Annotated in this window: 1 protein-coding gene and 1 pseudogene; both read right to left on the bottom strand. The window is 67.6% G+C overall.

The genetic code is table 11. The features are described from left to right. A partial coding sequence (locus tag ACODSK_RS10730) for an amino acid adenylation domain-containing protein (protein WP_489015859.1) occupies positions 1-9,353 on the bottom strand: 9,353 nt, incomplete at its 3' end. Between the two features lie 3 nt (positions 9,354-9,356). Next, positions 9,357-23,711: pseudogene (locus tag ACODSK_RS10725) on the bottom strand (non-ribosomal peptide synthase/polyketide synthase); the annotation flags it as partial. Positions 23,712-23,731 lie beyond the last annotated feature (20 nt).

Here is a 23,731-nt window from a genome sequence, read left to right as displayed (position 1 = left end):
GGCTTGCCGGTGGAGCCCGAGGTGTAGATCACGTAGGCGAGGTTTTCCGGCACGGTTTCCAGCGTCGGGTTGGCCTCGCTGTAACCGCTCAGCTCCAGTTGATCCAGGCACAGCGACTGCACACCCGCAGGAATCGGCAGACGCTCCACCAGGGCCTGCTGGGTCAGCAGCAATTGCACGCCGCTGTCCTCGATCATGTAGGCCAGGCGGTCCTGTGGATAATCCGGGTCCAGCGGCACATAGGCGCCGCCAGCCTTGATGATCGCCAGCAGGCCGATAACCATTTCCAGGCTGCGCTCGACGGAGATGCCCACCAGCGAATCCGGCCCGACACCCAGTTCACGCAGCTTGTGCGCCAACTGGTTGGCCCGCAGGTTGGTTTGGGCGTAGCTCAGTTGCTCGCCGGCGAAGACCAGCGCCGGAGCCTCCGGCGTTGCCGCTACCTGGGCCTCGATCAAGCCCTGGATGCACGCCTCGCTCGGGAACTCGGCCTCCGTCGCGTTCCAGTCGCGCAGGACATGCTGCTGCTCGATGCCTTCCAGCATCGACAGCTCGCCCAGCGCGGTCTCGCCGCTGACCACCAGGGCATCCAGCAGTTGCCCGAAGTGTGCCGCCAGTTGCGCCACGGTCTCCGCAGCCACGCGGGCGCGGTCGTAGCTCATGCGTACGACCAGTTGCTCGCCCGCCTCGATCACCAGAGTCAGCGGATAGTGGGTCTGCTCCTGGTTGACCACCTTGTCGAACACCAGCGATTGCGGTGCCGCACCTTGTAGCGCGTCGGCGATCGGGTAGTTCTCGAAGACCATGATCGAGTCGAACAGCGCCTCGCCACTCCAGCCCGCCCAGCGCTGGATTTCGTAGAGCGGCGTGTGCTCGTGTTCGCGCAGGGCCAGGTTGCGCGCCTGCACCTGCTGCACGAAGTCGGCCACGCGCTGTTCGGCACGCGGGCTGCCGACCACCGGCAGGGTGTTGATGAACAGGCCCAGTTGCTCCTCGACACCCGGCAGATCCGCCGGACGACCGGCCACGGTGGCGCCGAAGGTCACCGCCGACTGCCCGCTGTAGCGCTGCAACAGCAGCATCCATGCGGCCTGCAACAGGGTGTTGGCAGTGACGCGCTGATCGCGGGCGAAGTCGTTGAGACGACGGGTACGCGGGGTGTCCAGGGTCAGCAACTGGTCGGCGAAGCCTTCGCCTTGCACCGGAGTCCGGAACAGCGGCACCAGGCGGGTCGGCTCGGCAAGATCACGCAGTTGCTCGTTCCAGAAGCGCTCGCTGGCCTGGGCATCCTGGGCCAGCAGCCACTGGATGTAGTCCTGGTAGCGACCACGCGGGGCCGGCACTGCCTCGCCACGGTAGTGCTGCAACACTTCGCCCAGCAGGCGCGAACTGCTCCAGCCGTCGAGCAGGATGTGATGGCTGGTGAACACCAGGTGGTGGCTGTCCTCGCCGGTACGCAGCAGGTTCAGGCGCAGCAGCGCTTCGCGCTCCAGGTCGAAGCCGCGCTGCTTGTCCGTCTCGGCGAAGGCCGCCAGGGCCAGGTCGAGGTCGTCGCGACCGCGCCAGTCCTGCACCTCGAACGGCACCGCCAGGTGCTTGCGGATCACCTGCAACGGCTGGCCGAAGCTGCTGACGAAATTCGCCCGCAGCACATCGTGGTTGTCCACCACCGCCTGCCAGGCATCGCGGAAGCGTGCGCTGTCGAGACCACGCACCTCGGCGACCATCTGGTTGATGTAGCTGCCGCCCTCCTCCTCGAACAGGCTGTGGAACAACATGCCCTGCTGCATCGGCGACAGCGGGTAGAGATCGGCGATCCCGGCGGCCGGCAGCGGGAACTGGTCCAGCTGCATCTGGCTCAGGCCGGCCAGCGGGAAGTCCGACGGCGTTACGCCACCGGCATCGGCACTGACACAGTGAGCGATCAATTGCGCCAGTTCGGCCGCGTACTCGTCGGCCAGACGCTGGACGGTTGCACGCTCGAACACCTCGCCGCTGAAGGTCCAGGACAGCGCCAGTTCACCGCCGGCCACCTGGCCATCGATGCTCAGCAGGCTGCCCAGCGGTGCCAGCGGGCTGACGCCCTGGCCACAGCTTTCGCTGGCCGCAACCAGCAGGCCGTCACCGGCACCGGCATCGAGCTGGCCCAGGTAGTTGAAGACGATGCTGCCCTGCGCCAGCGCAGCCAGGCTGCGTTGCGCCTCGGCGTCGCCCAGGTAGCGCAGCATGCCGTAGCCAATGCCCTTGTCCGGTACCGCGCGCAGTTGCTCCTTGATCGCCTTGATCGAGTCAGCCAGTTCCAGCGCCGGCGTGAGTTTCTGCGGGTACAGGCTGGTGAACCAGCCGACGGTGCGGGTGATGTCCAGCTCGGCGAACAGCTCTTCACGGCCATGCCCTTCCAGGCGCACCAGGGTTTCGGCATGTCCGGTCCAGCGCGTGATGACCCGCGCCAGGGCGGTCAGCAGCAGGTCGTTGATCTGCGTGCGGTAGGCCGCCGGGGCGTCCTGCAACAGTTGCCGGGTCTGCTCGCGGTCCAGACGCGTAGCGACGGACTGTGCATGGCGTTGCTGCTGGCTGCCATCGGCGTGGTCGCAAGGCAGCGCGTCGCTGACATCCTGCAATTGCGCCTGCCACCAGGCCAGTTGCGCTTGCAGCTGCGCGCCCTGTGCGTGGGTTTGCAGACGCTCGGCCCAGTGCTTGAACGAGCTGGTCTTGGCCGGCAGCGCAGCGCCCTGATAGGCCGCCTGCAAGTCTTCCAGCAGGATGCGCCAGGACACGCCGTCCACCACCAGGTGATGGATCACCAGCAGCAGGCGCTGCTCGCCTTGCGGCAGGTTGACCAGCACCGCACGCAGCAATGGACCCTGGTTCAGGTCGAGGCTGCCCTGTGCGGCATCGGCCAGCTCGCGCAGCTGTTCCACCGAGTCCAGTTCACGCACCCACAGCGCCGCCTCGGCTTCGCCACGGAAGTGCGCACGCCAGCCCTCGGCGTCACGCTCGAAGCCGACACGCAACACATCGTGCTGGGCCAGCAGCGCCTGCAGCGCGGCTTGCAACGGCTCGGCGCGCAAGGTTTGGCGAGGCGCCAGCATCAGCGCCTGGTTCCATTGCTGCGGTTGCGGGATATCAGCCTCGAAGAACCAGTGCTGGATCGGGGTCAGCGGCGCCTCGCCCGTCACCGGGCCCTGCTCCGCCTGCACCGCCGAAGCACGGCTGGCGATCTGCGCGATGCCCTGCACGGTCTGGCGCTGGAACAGGTCTTTCGGGGTGAAGACGATACCCGCCTGGCGGGCACGGCTGACCACCTGGATGGAAATGATCGAGTCGCCGCCCAGTTCGAAGAAGTTGTCGGTAATACCGACCTTCTCCAGCTTGAGGACATCGGCCCAGATCGCTGCCAGCTGGCTTTCCAGCTTGCTGGACGGTGCCACGTAGCTGGCCTGGGCCTGGCTCAGGTCCGGCTTCGGCAAGGCTCGACGGTCGAGCTTGCCGTTGGCGCTCAGCGGCATCTTCTCCAGCAGGATGAAGTGGCTTGGCACCATGAACTCCGGCAGGTGCACCTTCAGGTGGGCCTTGAGCAGTTCCTTCAGGTCGGCGCTGTCGTCCGCCACCAGGTAGGCCGCCAGCTGCTTGCCGCCGACACCGTCGATATCGATCACGCTGGCTTCACGTACCGCTGGATGCTCCAGCAGGCGCGCCTCGATTTCACCCAGTTCGATCCGCAGGCCGCGGATCTTCACTTGATGGTCGATACGGCCGGCGTACTCGATCACGCCCTCGTCGCGATAACGCGCCAGGTCACCGGTGCGGTACAGGCGGCCACCGTTGTCCGAGAACGGATCCGGCACAAAGCGCTCGGCGGTCAGTGCCGGACGGTTGTGGTAACCACGGGCCAGGCCGACACCGCCCAGGTACAGCTCGGCGGCACAGCCAGGTGCAGCCGGCAGCAACCCGTCTTCGAGGATATGGGTCTTGAGGTTGTCGATCGGCTGGCCGATCGGCACGCTCAGGCGGTCCTCCTGGGTGCAGGTCCAGTGGGTCACGTCGATCGCTGCTTCGGTCGGGCCGTACAGGTTGTACAGGCCGGCCTGTGGCAGGCGCTTGAGGGTCTGTGCCGCCAACTCGGCCGGCAAGGCTTCACCACTGCACACCACGCGTTTCAGGCTGACGCAGCTTTCCACCTGATCGTTGGTCATGAACGCCTGGAGCATCGACGGTACGAAGTGCAGCGTGCTGACCCCGTATTCGTTGATGGTTTCCACCAGGCGCTGCGGATCGCGGTGATCGCCCGGCAGAGCAACCGCCAGACGGGCACCGGTCAGCAGCGGCCAGAAGAACTCCCAGACCGACACGTCGAAGCTGAACGGAGTCTTTTGCAGGACGGTGTCGCTGCCGTCCAGGCCGTAGGCTTTCTGCATCCAGTGCAGGCGGTTGACCAGGGCGCGATGGCTGTTGCCTGCACCCTTCGGTTTGCCGGTGGAGCCCGAGGTGTAGATCACGTAGGCGAGGTTTTCCGGCACGGTTTCCAGGGTCGGGTTGGCTTCGCTGTAGCCGCTCAGCTCAAGCTGATCCAGGCACAGCGACTGCACACCCGCAGGAATCGGCAGGCGCTCGACCAGCGCCTGCTGGGTCAGCAGCAGTTGCACGCCGCTGTCCTCGATCATGTAGGCCAGGCGGTCCTGTGGATAATCCGGGTCCAGCGGCACGTAAGCGCCGCCAGCCTTGATGATCGCCAGCAGGCCGATAACCATTTCCAGGCTGCGCTCGACGGCGATGCCCACCAGCGAATCCGGCCCGACACCCAGTTCACGCAGCTTGTGCGCCAACTGGTTGGCCCGCAGGTTGGTTTGGGCATAGCTCAGTTGCTCGCCGGCGAAGACCAGTGCCGGAGCCTCCGGCGTTGCCGCCACCTGGGCCTCGATCAGGCCCTGGATGCAGGCTTCGCTCGGGAACTCGGCCTCCGTCGCGTTCCAGTCGCGCAGGACATGCTGCTGCTCGACGCCTTCCAGCATCGACAGCTCGCCCAGCGCGGTTTCGCCGCTGATCACCAGGGCATCCAGCAGTTGCCCGAAGTGTGCCGCCAGTTGTGCCACGGTCTCCGCAGCCAGGCGGGCGCGGTCATAGCTCATGCGCACCGCCAGTTGCTCGCCCGCCTCGATCACCAGGGTCAGCGGATAGTGGGTCTGCTCCTGGTTGACCACCTTGTCGAACACCAGCGATTGCGGCGCCGCGCCTTGCAGCGCGTCGGCGATCGGGTAGTTCTCGAAGACCATGATCGAGTCGAACAGCGCCTCGCCACTCCAGCCAGCCCAGCGCTGGATTTCGTAGAGCGGGGTGTGCTCGTGCTCGCGCAGGGCCAGGTTGCGTGCCTGCACCTGCTGCACGAAGTCGGCCACGCGCTGTTCGGCACGCGGGCTGCCGACCACCGGCAGGGTGTTGATGAACAGGCCCAGTTGCTCCTCGACACCCGGCAGATCCGCCGGACGACCGGCCACGGTGGCGCCGAAGGTCACCGCCGACTGCCCGCTGTAGCGCTGCAACAGCAGCATCCATGCGGCCTGCAACAGGGTGTTGGCAGTGACGCGCTGATCGCGGGCGAAATCGTTGAGGCGGCGGGTGCGCGCCACGTCCAGGGTCAGCAGACGATCGGCAAAGCCCTCACCCTGCACCGGTGCCCGGAACAGCGGCACCAGGCGGGTCGGCTCGTCCAGTTCGGCCAGCTGGCCAAGCCAGAAGTCCTGGGCAACCTGCGCATCCTGGCGTTGCAGCCATTCGATGTAGTCGCCGTAGCGCTTGCCGGCCGCCGGCTCCTGACCGCTGTAACGCTGGAGCATTTCGCCGAGCAGGCGCGAGTTGCTCCAGCCGTCGAGCAGGATGTGATGGCAGGTGAACACCAGATGGTGGCTGTCCTCGTCGGTACGCAGCAGGCTCAGGCGCAGCAGTGGATCCTGCTGCAGGTCGAAACCGCGTTGCTGGTCGGCCTCGGCCCAGGCGGCCAGGGCCGCGTCCGAGACGTCCCGGCCACGCCAGTCCAGCTCGCTGAAGGACACCGCCAGGCGACGACGGATCACCTGCAATGGCTGGGCGAAGTTGCTGACGAAGTTCGCCCGCAGCACGTCGTGGTTGTCCACCACCGCCTGCCAGGCGGCACGGAAGCGCTCGACATCGAGGCCGCGCACCCGGGCAGTCATCTGGTTGACGTAGCTGGCGCCCTGCTGCTCGTACAGGCTGTGGAACAGCATGCCTTGCTGCATTGGCGACAGCGGGTAGATGTCGGCGATCTGCGCGGCCGGCAGCGGCAGGCTGTCGAGCTGGCGCTGGTCGAGACCGGCCAGCGGGAAGTCCGACGGCGTCACCCCGCCCACGCCGGCGCTCAGGCAGTGTTCGATCAGCAGGCGCAGTTCGTCGGCGTAGGCATCGGCCAGGCCCTGCACGGTGCCGGTGTCGAACAGCTCGCCGCTGAAGCTCCAGAGCATTTCCAGCTGGCCGTCGAGCACCTGGCCGTTGATGGCCAGCAGGCTGTCCAGCGGCGCCTCGTCGTCCTGGCCCTGGCCGCTGCCTTCGCCGGATGGCGCCAGCAGCGCATCCTCGGCGGCAAAACTGCCGTCGAGCTGGCCGAGGTAGTTGAAGACGATCTGGCCCTGGGCCAGGGCCGCCAGGCTGCGTTGCGCCTGCTCGTCGCCGAGCCAGCGCAGCACGCCGTAGCCAAGGCCCTTGTGCGGCACTGCGCGCAGCTGTTCCTTGATGGTTTTCAGCGACGTGGCGAGATCACCGGCGGCGCTGAGCTTGACCGGGTACATGCTGGTGAACCAGCCGACGGTGCGGTTGATATCGATATCGTCAAACAGCTCTTCGCGGCCATGGCCTTCCAGGCGCACCAGGGTGTCGACCTGACCGGTCCAGCGCCCGATCACCCGGGCCAGGGCGGTCAGCAGCAGGTCGTTGATCTGCGTGCGGTAGGCCGCCGGCGCTTCTTGCAGCAACTGGCGCGTCAGATTGGCATCGAGACGGCTGCTGACGGTGACTTCGTGCTGGTGCTGGCGCCCGCCCTCGGCGTGGTCCAGCGGCAGTTCGTCGCTGACGCCCTGCAACTGCGCCTGCCACCAGCCCAGTTCGGCGACCAGTTCCGGCGTGCCGGCCCAGGCCTGCAACTGCTCGGCCCAGACCTTCACCGAGTGGGTCTTGTCGGCCAGCGCAGCGCCGTTGTAGGCGGCTTGCAGGTCTTCCAGGAGGATCCGCCAGGACACGCCGTCCACTGCCAGGTGATGGATCACCAGCAGCAGGCGCTGTTCGCCCTCGGGCAGCTTGACCAGCAGGCCGCGCAGCAGCGGGCCTTCGACCAGGTTCAGGCTGCGCTGCGCTTCATCACACAGGGCACGCAGGCCGTCGCGAGACGCTAGCTCACGTACCCACAGCAGCTCGCCGCTGACCGCATCGCGGAAGCTGGCGCGCTCGTCGACGAAGCTCAGGCGCAGTGCATCGTGATGCGCCACCAGGCGTTGCAGGGCGGCTTCCAGGCGCGGTGCATCCAGCGCCACGGTCGGGGTGAACAGCACCGACTGGTTCCAGTGATGACGCTGAGGGACCGGGCTGTCGAAGAACCAGCGCTGGATCGGCAGCAACGGCGTCGGCCCGCTCAGCGGACCCTGCTCGATACGCACCGCCGGGGCACGGCTGGCCACCTGGGCGATGCCCTGGATGGTCTGGCGCTGGAACAGGTCCTTGGCCGAGAACAGGATGCCGGCCTGGCGGGCACGGCTGACCACCTGGATGGAGATGATCGAGTCGCCGCCCAGCTCGAAGAAGTTGTCGGTCACACCGACCTGCTCCAGCTTCAGCACCTCGGCCCAGATGTGCGCCAGTTGCGCTTCCAGCGGGTTGCTCGGGGCCACGCCTGCCGAGGCGTTCTGGGTCAGGTCCGGCTTCGGCAGCGCACGGCGGTCGAGCTTGCCGTTGGCGTTGACCGGCATCGACGCCAGCCAGATGAAGTGGCTCGGCACCATGAACTCCGGCAGGTGCACCTTGAGGTGGGCCTTGAGGATTTCCTTCAGTTCATCGGTGTCCTGCTGCGGATCGCGGGCCACCAGGTAGGCGGCCAGCTGCTTGCCGTTGGCGCCGTCGATATCGATGACGCTGCCTTCGCGCACCGCCGGGTGTTCCAGCAGGCGCGCCTCGATTTCACCCAGTTCGATACGCAGGCCGCGGATCTTCACCTGGTGGTCGATACGCCCGGCGTACTCGATCACGCCCTCGTCGCGATAACGCGCCAGGTCGCCGGTGCGATACAGGCGGCCGCCGTTTTCCGAGAACGGATCCGGCACGAAACGCTCGGCGGTCAGCGCCGGGCGGTTGTGGTAACCACGGGCCAGGCCGACACCGCCCAGGTACAGCTCGGCGGCACAGCCAGGTGCAGCCGGCAGCAGCCCGTCTTCGAGGATATGGGTCTTGAGGTTGTCGATCGGCTGGCCGATCGGCACGCTCAGGCGGTCCTCCAGGGTGCAGGTCCAGTGGGTCACGTCGATCGCCGCTTCGGTCGGGCCGTACAGGTTGTACAGGCCGGCTTGTGGCAGGCGCTTGAGGGTCTGTGCCGCCAAATCGGCCGGCAGCGCTTCACCACTGCACACCACGCGTTTCAGGCTGACGCAGCTTTCCACCTGCTCGTTGGTCATGAACGCCTGGAGCATCGACGGTACGAAGTGCAGCGTGGTGACCCCGTATTCGTTGATGGTTTCCACCAGGCGCTGCGGATCGCGGTGATCACCCGGCAGAGCAACCGCCAGACGGGCACCGGTCAGCAACGGCCAGAAGAACTCCCACACCGATACGTCGAAGCTGAACGGAGTCTTCTGCAGCACGGTATCGCTGCCGTCCAGACCGTAGGCCTTCTGCATCCAGTGCAGACGGTTGACCAGGGCGCGATGGCTGTTGCCGGCGCCCTTTGGCTTGCCGGTGGAGCCCGAGGTGTAGATCACGTAGGCGAGGTTTTCCGGCACGGTTTCCAGCGTTGGGTTGGCTTCGCTGTAACCGCTCAGCTCCAGTTGATCCAGGCACAGCGACTGCACGCCCGCAGGAATCGGCAGGCGCTCGACCAGCGCCTGTTGGGTCAGCAGCAACTGCACGCCGCTGTCCTCGATCATGTAGGCCAGGCGCTCCTGTGGATAATCCGGATCCAGCGGCACATAGGCGCCGCCAGCCTTGATGATCGCCAGCAGGCCGATAACCATTTCCAGGCTGCGCTCGACGGAGATGCCCACCAGCGAATCCGGCCCGACACCCAGTTCACGCAGCTTGTGCGCCAACTGGTTGGCCCGCAGGTTGGTTTGGGCATAGCTCAGTTGCTCGCCGGCGAACACCAGCGCCGGGGCGTCCGGGGTCGCCGCCACCTGGGCTTCGAACAGGTGATGGATGCCGGTGTCGTCCGGGAACGGCGCGGCAGTGGTGTTCCACTCGCGCAGGATGCGCCGCTCGGCCGCCTCGTCCAGCAAGGCCAGCTCACCGATGCGCTGCTGCACATCGGCGTTGATCGAACGCAGCAACTGCTGCCAGTGGGCAGCCATGCGCGCGATGGTGTCGGCCTCGAACAAGGCGGTGGCGTAGGTCAGCGAGGCGCTCAGGCCGTCGCTGTGCTCGACGGTATGCAGCATCAGGTCGAACTGCGCGGTGTGTTTCTCCGATGGCACCGCCTCCAGCTGCAGGCCGGCCAGTTGCGGCACCAGCTGCGCGGCTTCGCTCTGGTGGTTGTACATCACCTGGAACAGCGGGCTGCGGCTCAGGTCGCGCTCCGGTTGCAGGGCTTCCACCAGTTGCTCGAACGGCAGGTCCTGATGGGCCTGGGCCTCCAGGGCGTGGCGCTTGACCTGTTGCAGCAACTCGGTGACGCGGGTCTGGGAATCCAGCTCGGCCTTGAGCACCTGGGTGTTGACGAAGAAGCCGATCAACGGCTCGGTTTCGCCGCGGTTGCGGTTGGCGATCGGCACGCCGACGCGCACGTCGCCCTGGCCCGAGTAACGGTGCAGCAGGGTCTGGAACGAACCCAGCAAGAGCATGAACAGGGTCACGCCCTGCCCTTGCGCCAGGGTTTTCAGTTGCGCGGCCAGTTGCGGGTCGAGGCTGAAGTTCAGCTGTGCCCCTGCGGTGCTCTGGACCGGTGGGCGTGGGTGATCGGTCGGCAGTTCCAGCACCGGCTGTTCACCGCCCAGTTGCGCAGTCCAGTAGTCCAGCTGGCGAGCCTTCTCCCCGGCTTCCAGCCACTGGCGCTGCCACAGGGCGTAGTCGGCGTACTGGATCGCCAGCGGCGCCAGTTGCACTTCTTCGCCCTGGCTGTAGCCCGCGTACAGGCGCATCAGCTCGTCGACCATGATCGGCATCGACCAGCCGTCGGTGACGATATGGTGCTGGACCAGTACCAGCACATGCTCGTCGGCGCCCAGGTGGAGCAGGCGCACGCGCAGCAGCGGGCCGTTTTCCAGGTCGAACGCACGCAATGTCTCGGCTTCGATGAACAGGCGCACCTGTTCCTCCTGTGGCCGCTCGGATGCTGGCAGTTGCTCCAGCTCCAGCACGAACGGCGCCGGGGCATGAATGACCTGCACGGCGCGGGCACCGTCCTGGCGGAAGGTGGTGCGCAGGGTCTCGTGGCGGGCGATCAGGCGTTCGAAGCTCAGCTCCAGCGCAGCGATATCCAGCGCGCCACTCAGGCGCAGGGCGGCCGGCATGTTGTAGGCCGCGCTCTGCGGCTCCAGCTGCCAGAGGAACCACTGGCGCTGCTGGGCGAAGGACAGCGCCAGCGGCTGGCTGCGATCCGCCAGGCCAATGGCCTGCTGCCGGCTGCTTTCGGCCGCCTCGACCTGGCGGGCGAAGCCGCGCAGATCCTTGGCTTCGAACAGACTTCGTAGCGACAGCTCGATCTTCAGGCCCTGACGCACCCGGGAGATCACCTGGGTCGCCAGCAGCGAGTGGCCGCCCAGCTCGAAGAAGCTGTCGTCCAGACCGACCCGCTGGATCTTCAGCACTTCGGCCCAGATCGCCGCCAGTTGCTGTTCCAGCGCGCTGACCGGTGCGACATAGGCAGTCTGCGACAGGCTGGTATCCGGCTTCGGCAGGGCCTTGCGGTCAAGCTTGCCGTTCGGCGTCAGGGGCATGGCCGGCAGTTGCACGACGTGGGTCGGCACCATGTAGTCCGGCAGGCTGGCCTTCAGCGAGGTTTTCAGTTGATCGACGTCGAGCTCGCTACGGCAGACCACGTAGGCCGCCAGTTGCTTGCCCTGCGGGCCGTCGATATCGAGGACCACGGTTTCGCGGATGGCCGGATGCTCCAGCAGGCGGGTTTCGATTTCGCCCAGCTCGATACGGTAGCCGCGGATCTTCACCTGGTGGTCGGCGCGGCCGACGTACTCCAGCACGCCATCGGCGCGACGGCGGGCCAGGTCGCCGGTGCGGTACAGGCGCTCGCCCGGGGCGCCGAACGGGTTCGGTACAAAGACCGGCACGCTGCGGCGGGTATCGCCGACGTAGCCGCGGCCGACGCCGGTACCGGCGACGCACAGCTCGCCCACGGCGCCCAGCGGCACCAGTTCCAGGGCGTCGTCCAGCAGGTAGATCAGGTTGTTGTCGGTCGGCGTGCCGATCGGCAGGTAGGTGCTTTCGGTGGCCGCCAGGTCGACGCGGAAGAACGCCACGTCGTCCGAGCATTCGGCCGGGCCGTAGGCGTTGACCAGGCCGATCTGTGGATAACGCAGCAGCCACTGGCGGGCCAGCTCGGGCGGCATGGCTTCGCCGGTCGGCAGCATCCAGCGCAGGCCGTCGAGGCTCACGCGCTCTTCGGCGAGCAGGCCCTGGATCAGCGACGGTACGCTTTCCAGCACACTGATGCCCTGCTGCTGGACGTGAGCCAGCAGTGCCTGCGGATCACGGGCGATATCGTTCGGCACGATGTCCACACGGGCACCGAACAGCGGTGCGGCGAGGAACTGCCAGACCGAGATATCGAAGCTTTGCGAGGCGGTCTGGGCGATCACGTCTTTCTCGCTCAGATCCAGATACGGCACCTTGCTCAGCTGGTTGTTGAGCATGCCGCGCTGTTCGACCATCACGCCCTTGGGCAGGCCAGTGGAACCGGAGGTGAAGATCACGTAGGCAAGGTTGTCAGGGGCGCTGTAGCGGCCTGGGTTATCCACAGCCGGGCTTTGCTGGACCTGCTCCCAGACCAGCAATTGCACGCCAGGGTTATCGGCGATCAACGAACGGGCCTGCGCTTCGCAGTCGGCGCTGCACACCAGCACTGGCGCGCGGCTCTGGCCGATCACACCGGCAAGGCGCTGGTTCGGCAGCGCCGGGTCCAGCGGCAGGTAACCGGCACCAGCCTTGAAGCTACCGATGATCATGCCCAGCAGGTCCGGGCCGCGCTCGGCGAGCAGCGCGATCGGCTGGTCGAAGCCGGCACCGGCCGCGATCAGGGCATGGCCCAGGCGGTTGGCGGCGGCATTGAGTTCGGCGTAGCTGTGGCGGTGTTCCAGATAGCTGACGGCAATCCGCTCAGGATGGGCGGCCACGCGCTCTTCGAACTGCGCCACATAACTGCGCTCCAGCGGGTACTCGCGGGCACTCTGGTTGCAGCCATGAACGAGGAATTCCCGCTCGGCCTCGGCCAGCAGCGGCAGCGCCGACATATCGCCGTGGAAGCCTTCCACCAGCGCCAGCAGCAGGCGCTTGAACTCGGCGAGCATGCCCTGCACCGTCGCTTCATCGAAGTAGCGCTGGTCGTAGGACAGGTGCAGGCCAAGGTCGTCGCCCGGATAGCAGACGGCGGTCAGCGGGTAGTTGGTGTGGGTACGGCCGGAATCCGAGGTGGCATTCAGGCTTTGCGCGCGGTCCAGCACCGAGACTTCCACCGGCGCGTTCTCGAACACGAACAGGCTGTCGAACAGCGGCAGGCCCTTGGGCAGTTCGCTGAGCTCCTGGATATTCACCAGCGGCAGGTATTCGTACTCGCGCAGTTGCATGTTGCTGTCGAGCAGGCCGTTCAGCCACTGGCGCACGCTCTGGCGCTGGCCGTCCTGGGGCAGGCCGACCCGCAGGGCGATGGTGTTGATGAACAGGCCGACGGTGCGCTGCATCTGCGGCATGTCCACCGGACGCCCGGCCACGGTGACACCGAACAGCACGTCACGCTCGCCGCTGAGACGGCGCAGGGTCAGGGCCCAGGCAGCCTGGGCGAAGGTGTTGACGGTCAACTGGTGCTGCTGCGCCAGCTCGCGCAGGCGGGCACCCTCGGCGACGTCGAGGCGGGTGTAGACATCGCCCACCACCATGCCGCCGCTCTCGCTGGCATGCTCACGCAGGTACGGGCGGTCGCTCGGGATCGGCGTCGGCCGCTCGAAGCCGCGCAGGTTGTCGCGCCACCAGTCACGGGCCTGTTGCAGGCCGCGCTGTTGCAGCCAGCCGATGTAGTCGCGGTAGCGCGGGGCCGGCGCCAATTGGGCATCGCGGCCTTCGCCGAGGGCCATGTACAGGTCGAAGAAGTCGTTCATCAGCAGCGAACGGCACCAGGCATCGATGAGGATGTGGTGGTTGCTCATCATGAACCAGTAGCTGGCCTCGCCAACGCGGATCAGGCGCAGGTGGAACGGCGCCTGGTGCAGCAGATCGAAACCGGCCTCGCGCTCGCGCTTGTGCAGGGCTTGCAGTTGCTCTTCCTGCTGATCGGCAGGGATGCCGCGCCAGTCGAGGTAGTCCACCGGGGTGTCGCCCGGCTTGTGGATAACCTGGAGCATGCCTTCGCCGATATCCCAGCAGAACGACGCGCGCAGGGCTTCGTGACGGGCCACCACGGCCTGCCAGGCGCGGGTGAAGCGCTCGGGGTCGAGGGCGCTGTTGATGCGGTAGCGGTCCTGCATGTAGTACAGGCCGGTGCCCGGCTCCAGCAGGGTATGCAGGAGCATGCCCTCCTGCATCGGGGTCAGCGGGTAGACGTCCTCGATCCGCGCCGCCGGCACCGGCAGCGCATCCAGCTGGGCCTGGGTCAGGCTGGCCAGGGGGAAGTCGGACGGCGTCAGGCCGCCGCTGTGTTCGTCCAGGCAGTGTGCGACCACGGCCTGCAACTGGGCCAGGTAGGCATTGGCGATGGCTTCGATGGTTGCGGCCTGGTGACGCTCGGCGCTGAAGGTCCAGCGCAGCACCAGCTCGCCGGCATACACCTGGGCATCGATGCTCAGCTCGTTGGGCAGCGGCGCCTGCGGGTCATGGGCGGTGCCGGCGGACTCCTCCAGCGGACGGAACAGCGCGTCGCTGGCGAAGCTCTGGTCGAACTGGCCGAGGTAGTTGAAGGTCACCGGGGCGACCGGCAGTGCCTGCATCGCGCTGCGTGCAGCGTCATCGCCGAGGTAGCGCAGCACACCATAGCCGAGGCCCTTGTGCGGCACATTGCGCAGTTGTTCCTTGATCGCCTTGATCGAGCCGGACAGGTCGGCGGCCGGGGTCAGGCGCAGCGGGTAGGCGCTGGTGAACCAGCCGACGCTACGGGTCAGGTCGATCTCGTCGAACAGGTTTTCGCGGCCGTGGGCTTCGAGCTGGACCAGCGCCGAGGACTGCTCGGTCCACTGGCACAGCACCCGGGCCAGGGCAGTCAGCAGCAGGTCGTTGACCTGGGTGCGGTAGGCGCTTGGCGCCTGTTGCAGCAACTGGCGGGTGCGCTGGGCATCCAGGCGCACGCTCAGGCTTTGCGCATGTCGGTTCTGCTGACCGCCGGCGGCATTGACGCCCGGCAGCGGCATGGCGGCAGTGCCGAGGTGGTCCTGCCACCAGTTGCGCTCTTCGCGCAGGGATTCGCTGGCGGCGTAATTGCTTAGACGCTCGGCCCAGTCACGCATGGCGCTGGTCTTGGCCGGCAGTGGCTGTTGGCGGTAGGCGTTCTGCAGGTCTTCCAGCAGTACGCGCCAGGACACGCCGTCCACCACCAGGTGATGGATCGCCAGCAGCAGGCGCTGCTCACCCTGCGGGCCACTGACCAGCAAGGCGCGCAGCAGCGGGCCCTGTTGCAGGTCGAGGCTGCGCTGGGCTTCGTCGTAGAGCGCGGCGCATTGGGCCATATCGCTGACCTGGGCGACCCGCAGCAGGCTGTCGTCGCCTTCGCGGAATTCGGCCTGCCAGGTGCCCTCCTCTTCGTGGAAGCCGAGGCGCAGGGCGTCATGCTGCTGTTGCACGGCCTTCAGGGCCTGCTCCAGTTGCCCGGCATCGAGCACCTGGGTCGGCTCCAGCAGCACCGCCTGGTTCCAGTGCTGGCGGTTGTCGATCGGGGTTTCGAAGAACCAGTGCTGGATCGGCGTCAGTGCCGAAGTCCCCGTGAGCGGCCCTTGTTCGGCGCGCAGCACCTCGCGGGTGGTGGCAACGGCGGCCAGGGCCTGCACGGTCTGGTGCTGGAACAGGTCGCGCGGGGTGAAGTGGATGCCGGCCGCACGGGCGCGGCTGACCACCTGGATCGACAGGATCGAGTCGCCGCCCAGTTCGAAGAAGTTGTCGTTGAGGCCGACCTGGGCGACGTTCAGCACCTCGCCCCAGATCCGCGCCAGGCTGTGTTCCAGTTCGCTGGTCGGCGCCACGTATTGCTGGCGGTTCAGCTCCGGATCCGGCGCCGGCAAGGCACGGCGGTCGAGCTTGCCGTTGGCGGTGAGCGGCATGGCTTCCAGCAGGATCAGGTGGGTCGGCACCATGTAGTCCGGCAGTTGCGCCTTGAGCGCGGCCTTGAGCTCATCGCGCAGCTGCGCTTGCTGTGCCTCGTCCTGGCTGGCGACATCGCTGACCAGGTAACCGGCCAGTTGCTTGCCCGCCGGCGTGTCCAGCGCCAGCACCACCGCTTCGCGGATGGCGGCATGGTCGAGCAGGCGGGTTTCGATCTCGCCCAGTTCGATACGGAAGCCGCGGATTTTCACCTGATGGTCGACCCGGCCGATGTACTCGACCAGGCCGTCGGCGCGCTGGCGCACCAGGTCGCCGGTGCGGTACAGGCGGCCGCCGTCGTTGGCGAACGGGTCGGCGACGAAGCGCTCGGCGGTCAGACCCGGACGTTCGTGGTAACCCACCGCCAGCCCTGCCCCACCGACATACAGCTCACCGGTGGCGCCTTGCGGAACCAGGGCCAGGTCGGTGTCGAGGATATAGGCGACCCGTGCCCCGACCACGCTGCCGATCGGTACGCTGGCCTGGCCTTCCTCCAGCTCGGCCGGCGACAGGCAGGCCAGCGGCATGACCACGGTTTCGGTCGGGCCGTAGGCGTTGAAGAACAGCTCCGGGGCGAAGGCCGCACGGATGCGTTGCAAGTGCTCGCCGGTCAGGGCCTCGCCGCCGGTGATGCACATGCGTACCGGCAGGCGTTGCTCCTGGGTGGCCAGCCATTGCGCCAGCTGGCTGCCGTAGCTCGGGGTGAAGCCGAGGATGGTCACGCCCTGGTCGCGGATCAGGCCGCAGATTTCCTGGGCGTCCCATTGGCCCTGGGCACGGATCACCAGGCGCGCGCCGGTCAGCAGCGGCACCAGCAGACGCTCGGTGGCGGCGTCGAAGTTGATCGAGTAGAAGTGCAGCTCGCAGTCGTCCGGGCGCATGTCGAAGCGCTTGATCACCGCCTGGCAGTGCATGGCGATTTCGCCATGGCTGACCACCACGCCCTTGGGCAGGCCGGTGGAGCCGGAGGTGTAGATCAGGTAGGCCTGGTGCTGCGGCAGGCTGATGAACGGCGGTTCGCTGTCCGGGTAGGCGGTCAGCTTCGGCAGGTCGTCCTCCAGGCTCCAACGGGCCACGCCGTCGGGCAGTTCGCCGAGGGCGTCGAGCAGCCTGGCGTCGCTGAGCAGCAGGCGCACGCCGCTGTCGCGGATCATGTATTGCAGGCGCTCCAGCGGGTATTCCGGGTCCAGCGGCACATAGGCGCCGCCGGCCTTGAGGATCGCCAGCAGGCCGATGACCATTTCCAGCCCGCGCTCCAGGGCCAGGCCGACCCGCACCTGCGGGCCGACACCCTGCTCGCGCAGGTGCCAGGCCAGGCGGTTGGCACGCTGGTCCAGCTCGCCATAGCTGAGGGTTTCGCCACGGAAGGTCAGCGCCGGCGCCTCGGGGTTGGCCTTGACCCGCTGGCTGAACAGGCTGTGGATGCACTGGTCGAGGCGCTGCTCGCCCGGCTCGGCGGCCAGGCTGTCGAGCAGGCCCTGGCGCTCGTCGGCGGCCAGCAGCGGCAGTTCACCCAGGCGCTGTTGCGGATCGGCCAGCAGCGCGTCCAGCAGGTTGCGCCAGTGCGCGGCCATGCGCGCGATGCGCGGCTCGTCGAACAGGTCGGTGCTGTAGGTCAGGCAGCAGCCCAGGCGGTGGTCCAGTTCGGTGACTTCGAGGTTGAGGTCGAACTTGGTGGCGCGGGCGTCGTTGACGATGTACTCGACGGTCATCCCGGCCAGCTCGCGGCTTTGCTGGAATTCCCAGCGCTGCACGTTGCACATCACCTGGAACAGCGGGTTGTAGGCGGCGCTGCGCGGTGGTTGCAGGGCCTCGACCAGATGGTCGAACGGCAGGTCCTGGTGCGACTGGCCGTCGATCACGGTCTGGCGCACCTGCTCGAACAACTGGCCGACGCTCATCTGCCCGTCGAGCTGCACGCGCAGCACCTGGGTGTTGAGGAACGCGCCGATCAGCCCTTCGCTTTCCGGACGGATGCGGTTGGCCACCGGCGCGCCGATGCGCAGGTCGGTCTGGCCGCTGTAGCGGTAGAGCAGCACCGCCAGGGCGGCGGTCATGGTCATGAACAGGGTCAGGCCGTTCTTCGCATTGAAGGCGCGCACGCGGCCGGCCAGGTCATCGGCGAGGTCGAAGCGGAACAGCTCGCCCTGGTGGCTTTGCACCGGCGGGCGCGGACGGTCGCCGGGCAGCTCCAGCAGCGGGTGCTCCTTGCCCAGTTGCGTGGTCCAGTAGTCCAACTGGCGCTGGCGCTCGCCGGACTCCAGCCACTGGCGTTGCCACACGCTGTAGTCGAGGTACTGCACCGCCAGCGGCTCCAGCGGCGATGGCTTGCCGTCGAGGAAGGCCTCGTAGAGCAGGCCCAGTTCGCGGGCGAAGATGTCCATCGCCCAGCCTTCGGTGACGATGTGATGCAGGGTCAGCACGAAGTAGTGCTCCTGCTCGCCGGCCTTGACCAGGCAGGCACGCAGCAGCGGGCCGGTTTCCAGGTCGAAGGGCTGGTGCGCTTCGCTGTCGGCGAAGGCTTGCAGGCGGACCTGGCGCTCGGCGGCGGGCAGTGCCGAGATGTCCAGCCACTGCATGGCCACGCCGGTCTCTTCCGAGACCTTCTGGCAAGCCACGCCATCGACGCTTGGGAAGGTAGTGCGCAGGGTTTCGTGGCGCAGGATCAGCGCTTGCAGGGCCGCTTCGAAGCAACCGATATCGAAGGCGCCGCTCAGGCGCGCCATGCCGCCGACGTTGTAGGCGGGGCTGTCCGGCTCCATCTGCCAGAGGAACCACATGCGCTGCTGCGAGTAGGACAGCGCCACCGGCTGGCTGCGATCGACCTTGCCGATGGCCTGCTGGCTGTTGTGCGCACCGGCTGCCTGCAAGGCCGCGATTTCGCCGGCGAAGGCACCCAGCTCGCGGTGATCGAATAGCACGCGCAGGGCCAGCTCGACATCACAGGCCTGACGTACCCGGGAAATGATCTGGGTGGCCAGCAGCGAGTGGCCGCCAAGCTCGAAGAAGTCATCGTTGAGGCCGACTTGCGGTACGCCCAGCACCTCGCGCCAGATCGCGGCGATCTGGCGTTCCAGTGCGGTCTGCGGCTCGACGTGCTCGCGGGCCTGCCACTGCGGCTCGGGCAGCGCACGACGGTCGAGCTTGCCGCTCGGCCCAAGGGGCATGACGTCCATGCGCACCAGCTGCGCCGGAACCATGTATTCCGGCAGCTCCAGGGCCAGCTCGGCCTTGAGGCGGGCGCTCTGCGCGGCCTCGCCCTCCTCGCTCGCCTCGGCGGTGTAGTAGCCCACCAGTTGCGCGCCGGCGACGGTCTGGCGCACCAGCACCGCGGCCTGGCCGACACCGTCCAGGGCCAGCAGACGGGCTTCGATTTCCTGCGGTTCGACGCGGAAGCCGCGCAGTTTGACCTGATGGTCGAGACGGCCGAAGTACTCCAGGGCGCCATCGGCGGCCCAGCGCACACGGTCGCCGGTGCGGTACAGGCGCGCGCCCGGCTCGCCTGCGGCGTCCGGAACGAAGCGCTCGGCGGTCAGCGCCGCACGACCGAGGTAGCCACGGGCCAGGCCGATGCCGCCGATGCACAGCTCACCCGGCACGCCATCAGGCTGGGCATTCAGCTCGCCATCGAGGACCCGGCAGACCACGTTGCCCAGCGGCCGGCCGATCGGCGAACGAACGCCATCGCTGGCCTGGCAGTGCCAGTGGGTGACGTTGATCGCGGTTTCGGTCGGGCCGTAGCGGTTGTGCAGCTGCGCGTTGGGCAGTTGCGCCAGCACGCGGTTGCGCAGCTCGGCGGGCAGCGCCTCGCCACCGGAGAACACCCGGCGCAGGCTGGTGCAGCCGGCAGTCAGCGGCTCGTCGATGAACAGTTGCAGCAGCGGCGGCACGAAGTGCAGCGTGGTCACGCCATGCTGCTGGACCAGTTGGGCAATGCGATGGGGATCGCGGTGCTCGCCGGGGGCGGCGATCACCAGCTGGCAACCGGTGATCAGCGGCCAGAAGCATTCCCATACCGAAACGTCGAAGCTGATCGGTGCCTTCTGCATCAGCACGTCGCTGTCGTTCAACTGGTAGGTGGCCTGCATCCATTGCAGGCGCTCGGCCAGGGCCGCGTGGGTGTTGCCCACGCCTTTCGGCAGGCCGGTGGAGCCGGAGGTGTAGATCACGTAGGCGAGGTTGTCGCCGTGCAGGTGCAGGCCCGGCGCGTGGCTTGGCCAGTTGTCCAGCTTGAGGCTGTCCAGGGCGATGGCGCTGACGCCCTCGGCGCTGGGCATGTCGCCGAGCAGATGGCTCTGGGTCAGCAGCAGCGAGACGCCGCTGTCGGCCAGCATGTAGGCCAGGCGTTCGCTCGGGTAGTCCGGGTCGAGCGGTACATAGGCGCCGCCGGCCTTGATGATGGCGAGCAGGCCGATCAGCAGTTGCGGCGAACGCTCCACGGCGATGGCCACCTTGACGTCCGGGCCGACGCCCTTGTCGCGCAGGTAGTTGGCCAGGCGGTTGGCCTGGGCATGCAGGCCGGCGAAGTCGAGGCTGCCGCCGTCCCACACCAGTGCGGTGCGCTCGGGGCTGCGCTGGGCCTGTTCGTTGAGCAGCTCCGGCAGCCAGCGACTGGCCGGGGTGCAGGGGGCCACGCTCCAGGCGGCCTGGCGCGCCTGTTCGGCGTCGTCCGCCAGTTGCAGGTCGCCGAGGGCGATATCAGTGGCGGCGCAGACCTGGCTCAGCAGGCGCACATAGTGTCCGGCCAGGCGCTGGATGGTGGCGCGCTCGAACAGTTCGTCGGCGTAGTCGAAGGACAGGTTGATGCGCCCGCTGCGGTCTTCTTCGCTGTGCAGTTGCAGTTCGAACTTGGCCTCGCGGCTGTGCCACGGCAGCTCGTCGGCGAGCAGGCCGGGCAGGCGGCGCAGGGCGCCGAGGTCGCGTTGCTGGTGGTTGAACATGACCTGGAACAGGCCCTGCTCGCGGGCCTGCGGGAAGGCTTCGACCAGTTGATCGAACGGCAGGTCCTGGTTGGCCTGGGCGTCCAGAGCGGCCTGGCGGGTACGGCCAAGCAGTTCGGCGAACGGCAGGCGCGCATCCAGCTCGGCGCGCAGCACCAGGGTGTTGATGAAGAAACCGATCAGGCCCTGGGTTTCCTGGCGCGGACGGTTGGCGCCGGGCACGCCGATACGAATGTCGGTCTGGCCGCTGTAGCGGTGCAGCAGGGTCTGGAAGCCGGCCAGGAGGAACATGAACGGCGTCGACTGGCTGGCCTGGGCCGCGGCTTTCAGGGCTTTGCTCTGCTCCGCGCTCAAGCGCAGGCTGTAGCGCGAGGCGCTGTGTTGCTGGCGGGTCGAGCGAGGGTGATCGGTGGAGAGATCGAGGCTCGGCTGTTCGTCGCCCAGTTGCTGTTTCCAGTAGGCCAGCTGGCGCTCGGCTTCACCGCGGGCCAGCCATTCGCGCTGCCACTGGCCGTAGTCGGCGTAGCGCACCGGCAGCGCTTCCAGGGTCAGCGGCTGCTCTTGCACGGCGGCGGCATACAGGCGCGAGAACTCGTCGATCAGCACGTTCAGCGACCAGCCGTCGGCGATGATGTGGTGCAGGGTCACCAGCAACTGGTGTTCCTGCTCGTCCAGGCAGACCAGCTGCACCCGCAGCAGCGGGCCGTTTTCCAGGTCGAACGGCAGGCGCGCCTGCTCCTCGCGGATGGCCTGGGCGCGGCTGCGGCGCTCGTCCTCGTCGAGGTCGCTGAGGTCGATACGGGTGATCTCGAAATGCCCGGCGGCATCGATGCGCTGCAGGGCTACACCGTCCACTTCGTAGAAGCGGGTGCGCAGGGACTCGTGGCGCTCGACCAGACGCTGGAAGGCGCTGCGCAGCGCTGCTTCGTCCAGCTCGCCGCGCAGGTTGAGGCCGGCGGGGATGTTGTAGGCGCTGCTCTGCGGGTCGAGCTGCCAGGTGAACCACAGGCGGTTCTGGGCCAGGGACTGCGGCAGGCCTTCGTCACCGTTGAGGCGGGCGATGCCGTCCTGGATCACGGCGCCGGACTGCGCGCCCTCGATGGCGGCGACGAAGCCTTGCAGGGTCGGCGCTTCGAACAGCAGGCGCAGGTTCAGCTCGATGCCCAGGGCGTCGCGCAGGCTGGCGACCACCTGGGTGGCGAGGATGGAGTTGCCGCCGAGCAGGAAGAAATGGTCATCGGCGGCGATATCGTCGACTTGCAGGTGTTCGCGCCAGGTGCGGGCGACCAGCTCGTGCAGGTTGGACTGGCCCAGGCTCGCGGCGCTGGCTTTGGCGGCGGTGCCGGCCTGCGGGAACACCGCGTAGCTGTCGAGGCTGCCGTCGGCCAGGCGGGTGCGGCAGGCCGAGCGTTGCAGCTTGCCGCTGGAGGTCTTGGGCAAGGCGCCGGGGTTGAGCAGGACGACCACGGCCGGGGCCTGTTGATAAGCGTCGGCGACGGTCTGGCGCAGGGTCTTGATCAGTTCGTCGGCAGGCACGTTCTTCTGCACGCTGCGGCCGATTTCGGCGGCGATACCGATGCCTTCGACGCCGTCCTGGGTCACGGCAAAGGCAGCGACCCGGCCTTTGCGCACCACCTCGACTTCGCGTTCGACGGTCTGCTCGATGTCCTGTGGATAAATGTTCTGGCCGCGGACGATGAGCATGTCCTTCAGGCGCCCGGTGATGTACAGCTCGCCGTCGCGCATGAAGCCCAGGTCGCCGGTGCGCAGCCAGGTCTGGCCGTCGTGCTGGACGAAGGTCTTGGCGGTGGCCTCGGGGTTGCGCCAGTAACCGTGGGCGATGCTCGGGCCGCTGGCCCAGACTTCGCCGACCTGGTTTTCGCCGAGCATGGCCAGGGTCTGTGGATCAGCGATCAGCACGCCGTGCTCCGGCTGGCTGGTGCCGCAGCTCATCACCGGGCTGCCCTGACCTGGCGTGGCGATGTTGCGCGCCAGTTCCTGCTCGTCGAGGCGCAGGTGCGGGATGCCCTGGCCGCGCTTGCCGCCGGCGACGAACAGGGTCGCTTCGGCCAGGCCGTAGGAGGCGAAGAAGCTGCTGGCATCGAAGCCGCAGCCGGCGAATTTCTCGGCGAAGGCGTCGAGGCTGTCGAGGCGGATCGGCTCGGAGCCGGAATAGGCCACGCGCCAGCCACTCAGGTCGAGACGGGCCAGGGCCGCATCGCTGACCCGGGCGGCACACAGCTGGTAGGCGAAGTCCGGGCCGCCGCTGATGGTGCCCTTGTATTCGCTGATCGCTTCCAGCCAGCGCAGCGGCCGGGTCAGGAAGTAGGCCGGCGACATCAGCACGCAAGGCACGCCGCTGAAGATCGGTTGCAGCAGGCCGCCGATCAGGCCCATGTCGTGGTACAGCGGCAGCCAGCTGACGATCACGTCGTCGGGGTTGATATCGATGCCGAAGCCGTGGCGGATGAGTTTTTCGTTGGCCACCAGGTTGCCGTGGCTGACCTGCACGCCCTTGGGCAGCGCGGTGGAGCCGGAGGTGTATTGCAGGAAGGCGATGTGCTCGCCGGTCAGCTCGGGGGCCTGCCAGTCGGCGGCGGCGGAATTGTCCAGGGTGTCGACGCAGAGCAGCGCCGGGGCGCCTTCGGCGGCCAGCTCCTCGACTTGCAGCAGGCTGTCGCGCAGGGCGGCGGCGGTCAGCACCAGGGCCGGCTCGGCGTCGGCGATGATCGACAGCAGGCGCTCCTGGTGATGGCGACGGTTGGATTCCGGCGGATAGGCCGGCACGGCGATGATGCCGGCGTACAGGCAGCCGTAGAACGCCGCGACGTAGTCCGGGCCGCTGGGGAACAGCAGGATCGCGCGGTCGCCGAGGCTGGCCTGGCGCAGCAGGGCCGCGGCGATGCTACGGGCGCGCAGGTCCAGGTCGCGGTAGGTCAGTACGGTGCCCTGGTCCGCTTCATCGGACAGAAAGCGCAGGGCCAACTGGTCCGGCGTCTGGGCGGCGCGGCGTTGAAGGGACTGGGCCAGGGTGACTGGGAGTTCGAACGCGTCCATGGGGGAGTTCCTGCTTGAAT

The organism is Pseudomonas sp. FG98, assembly GCF_057808595.1.
The sequence above is the reverse complement of the archived record's forward strand: the minus strand, read 5'-3'. Positions and strand labels throughout refer to the sequence as shown.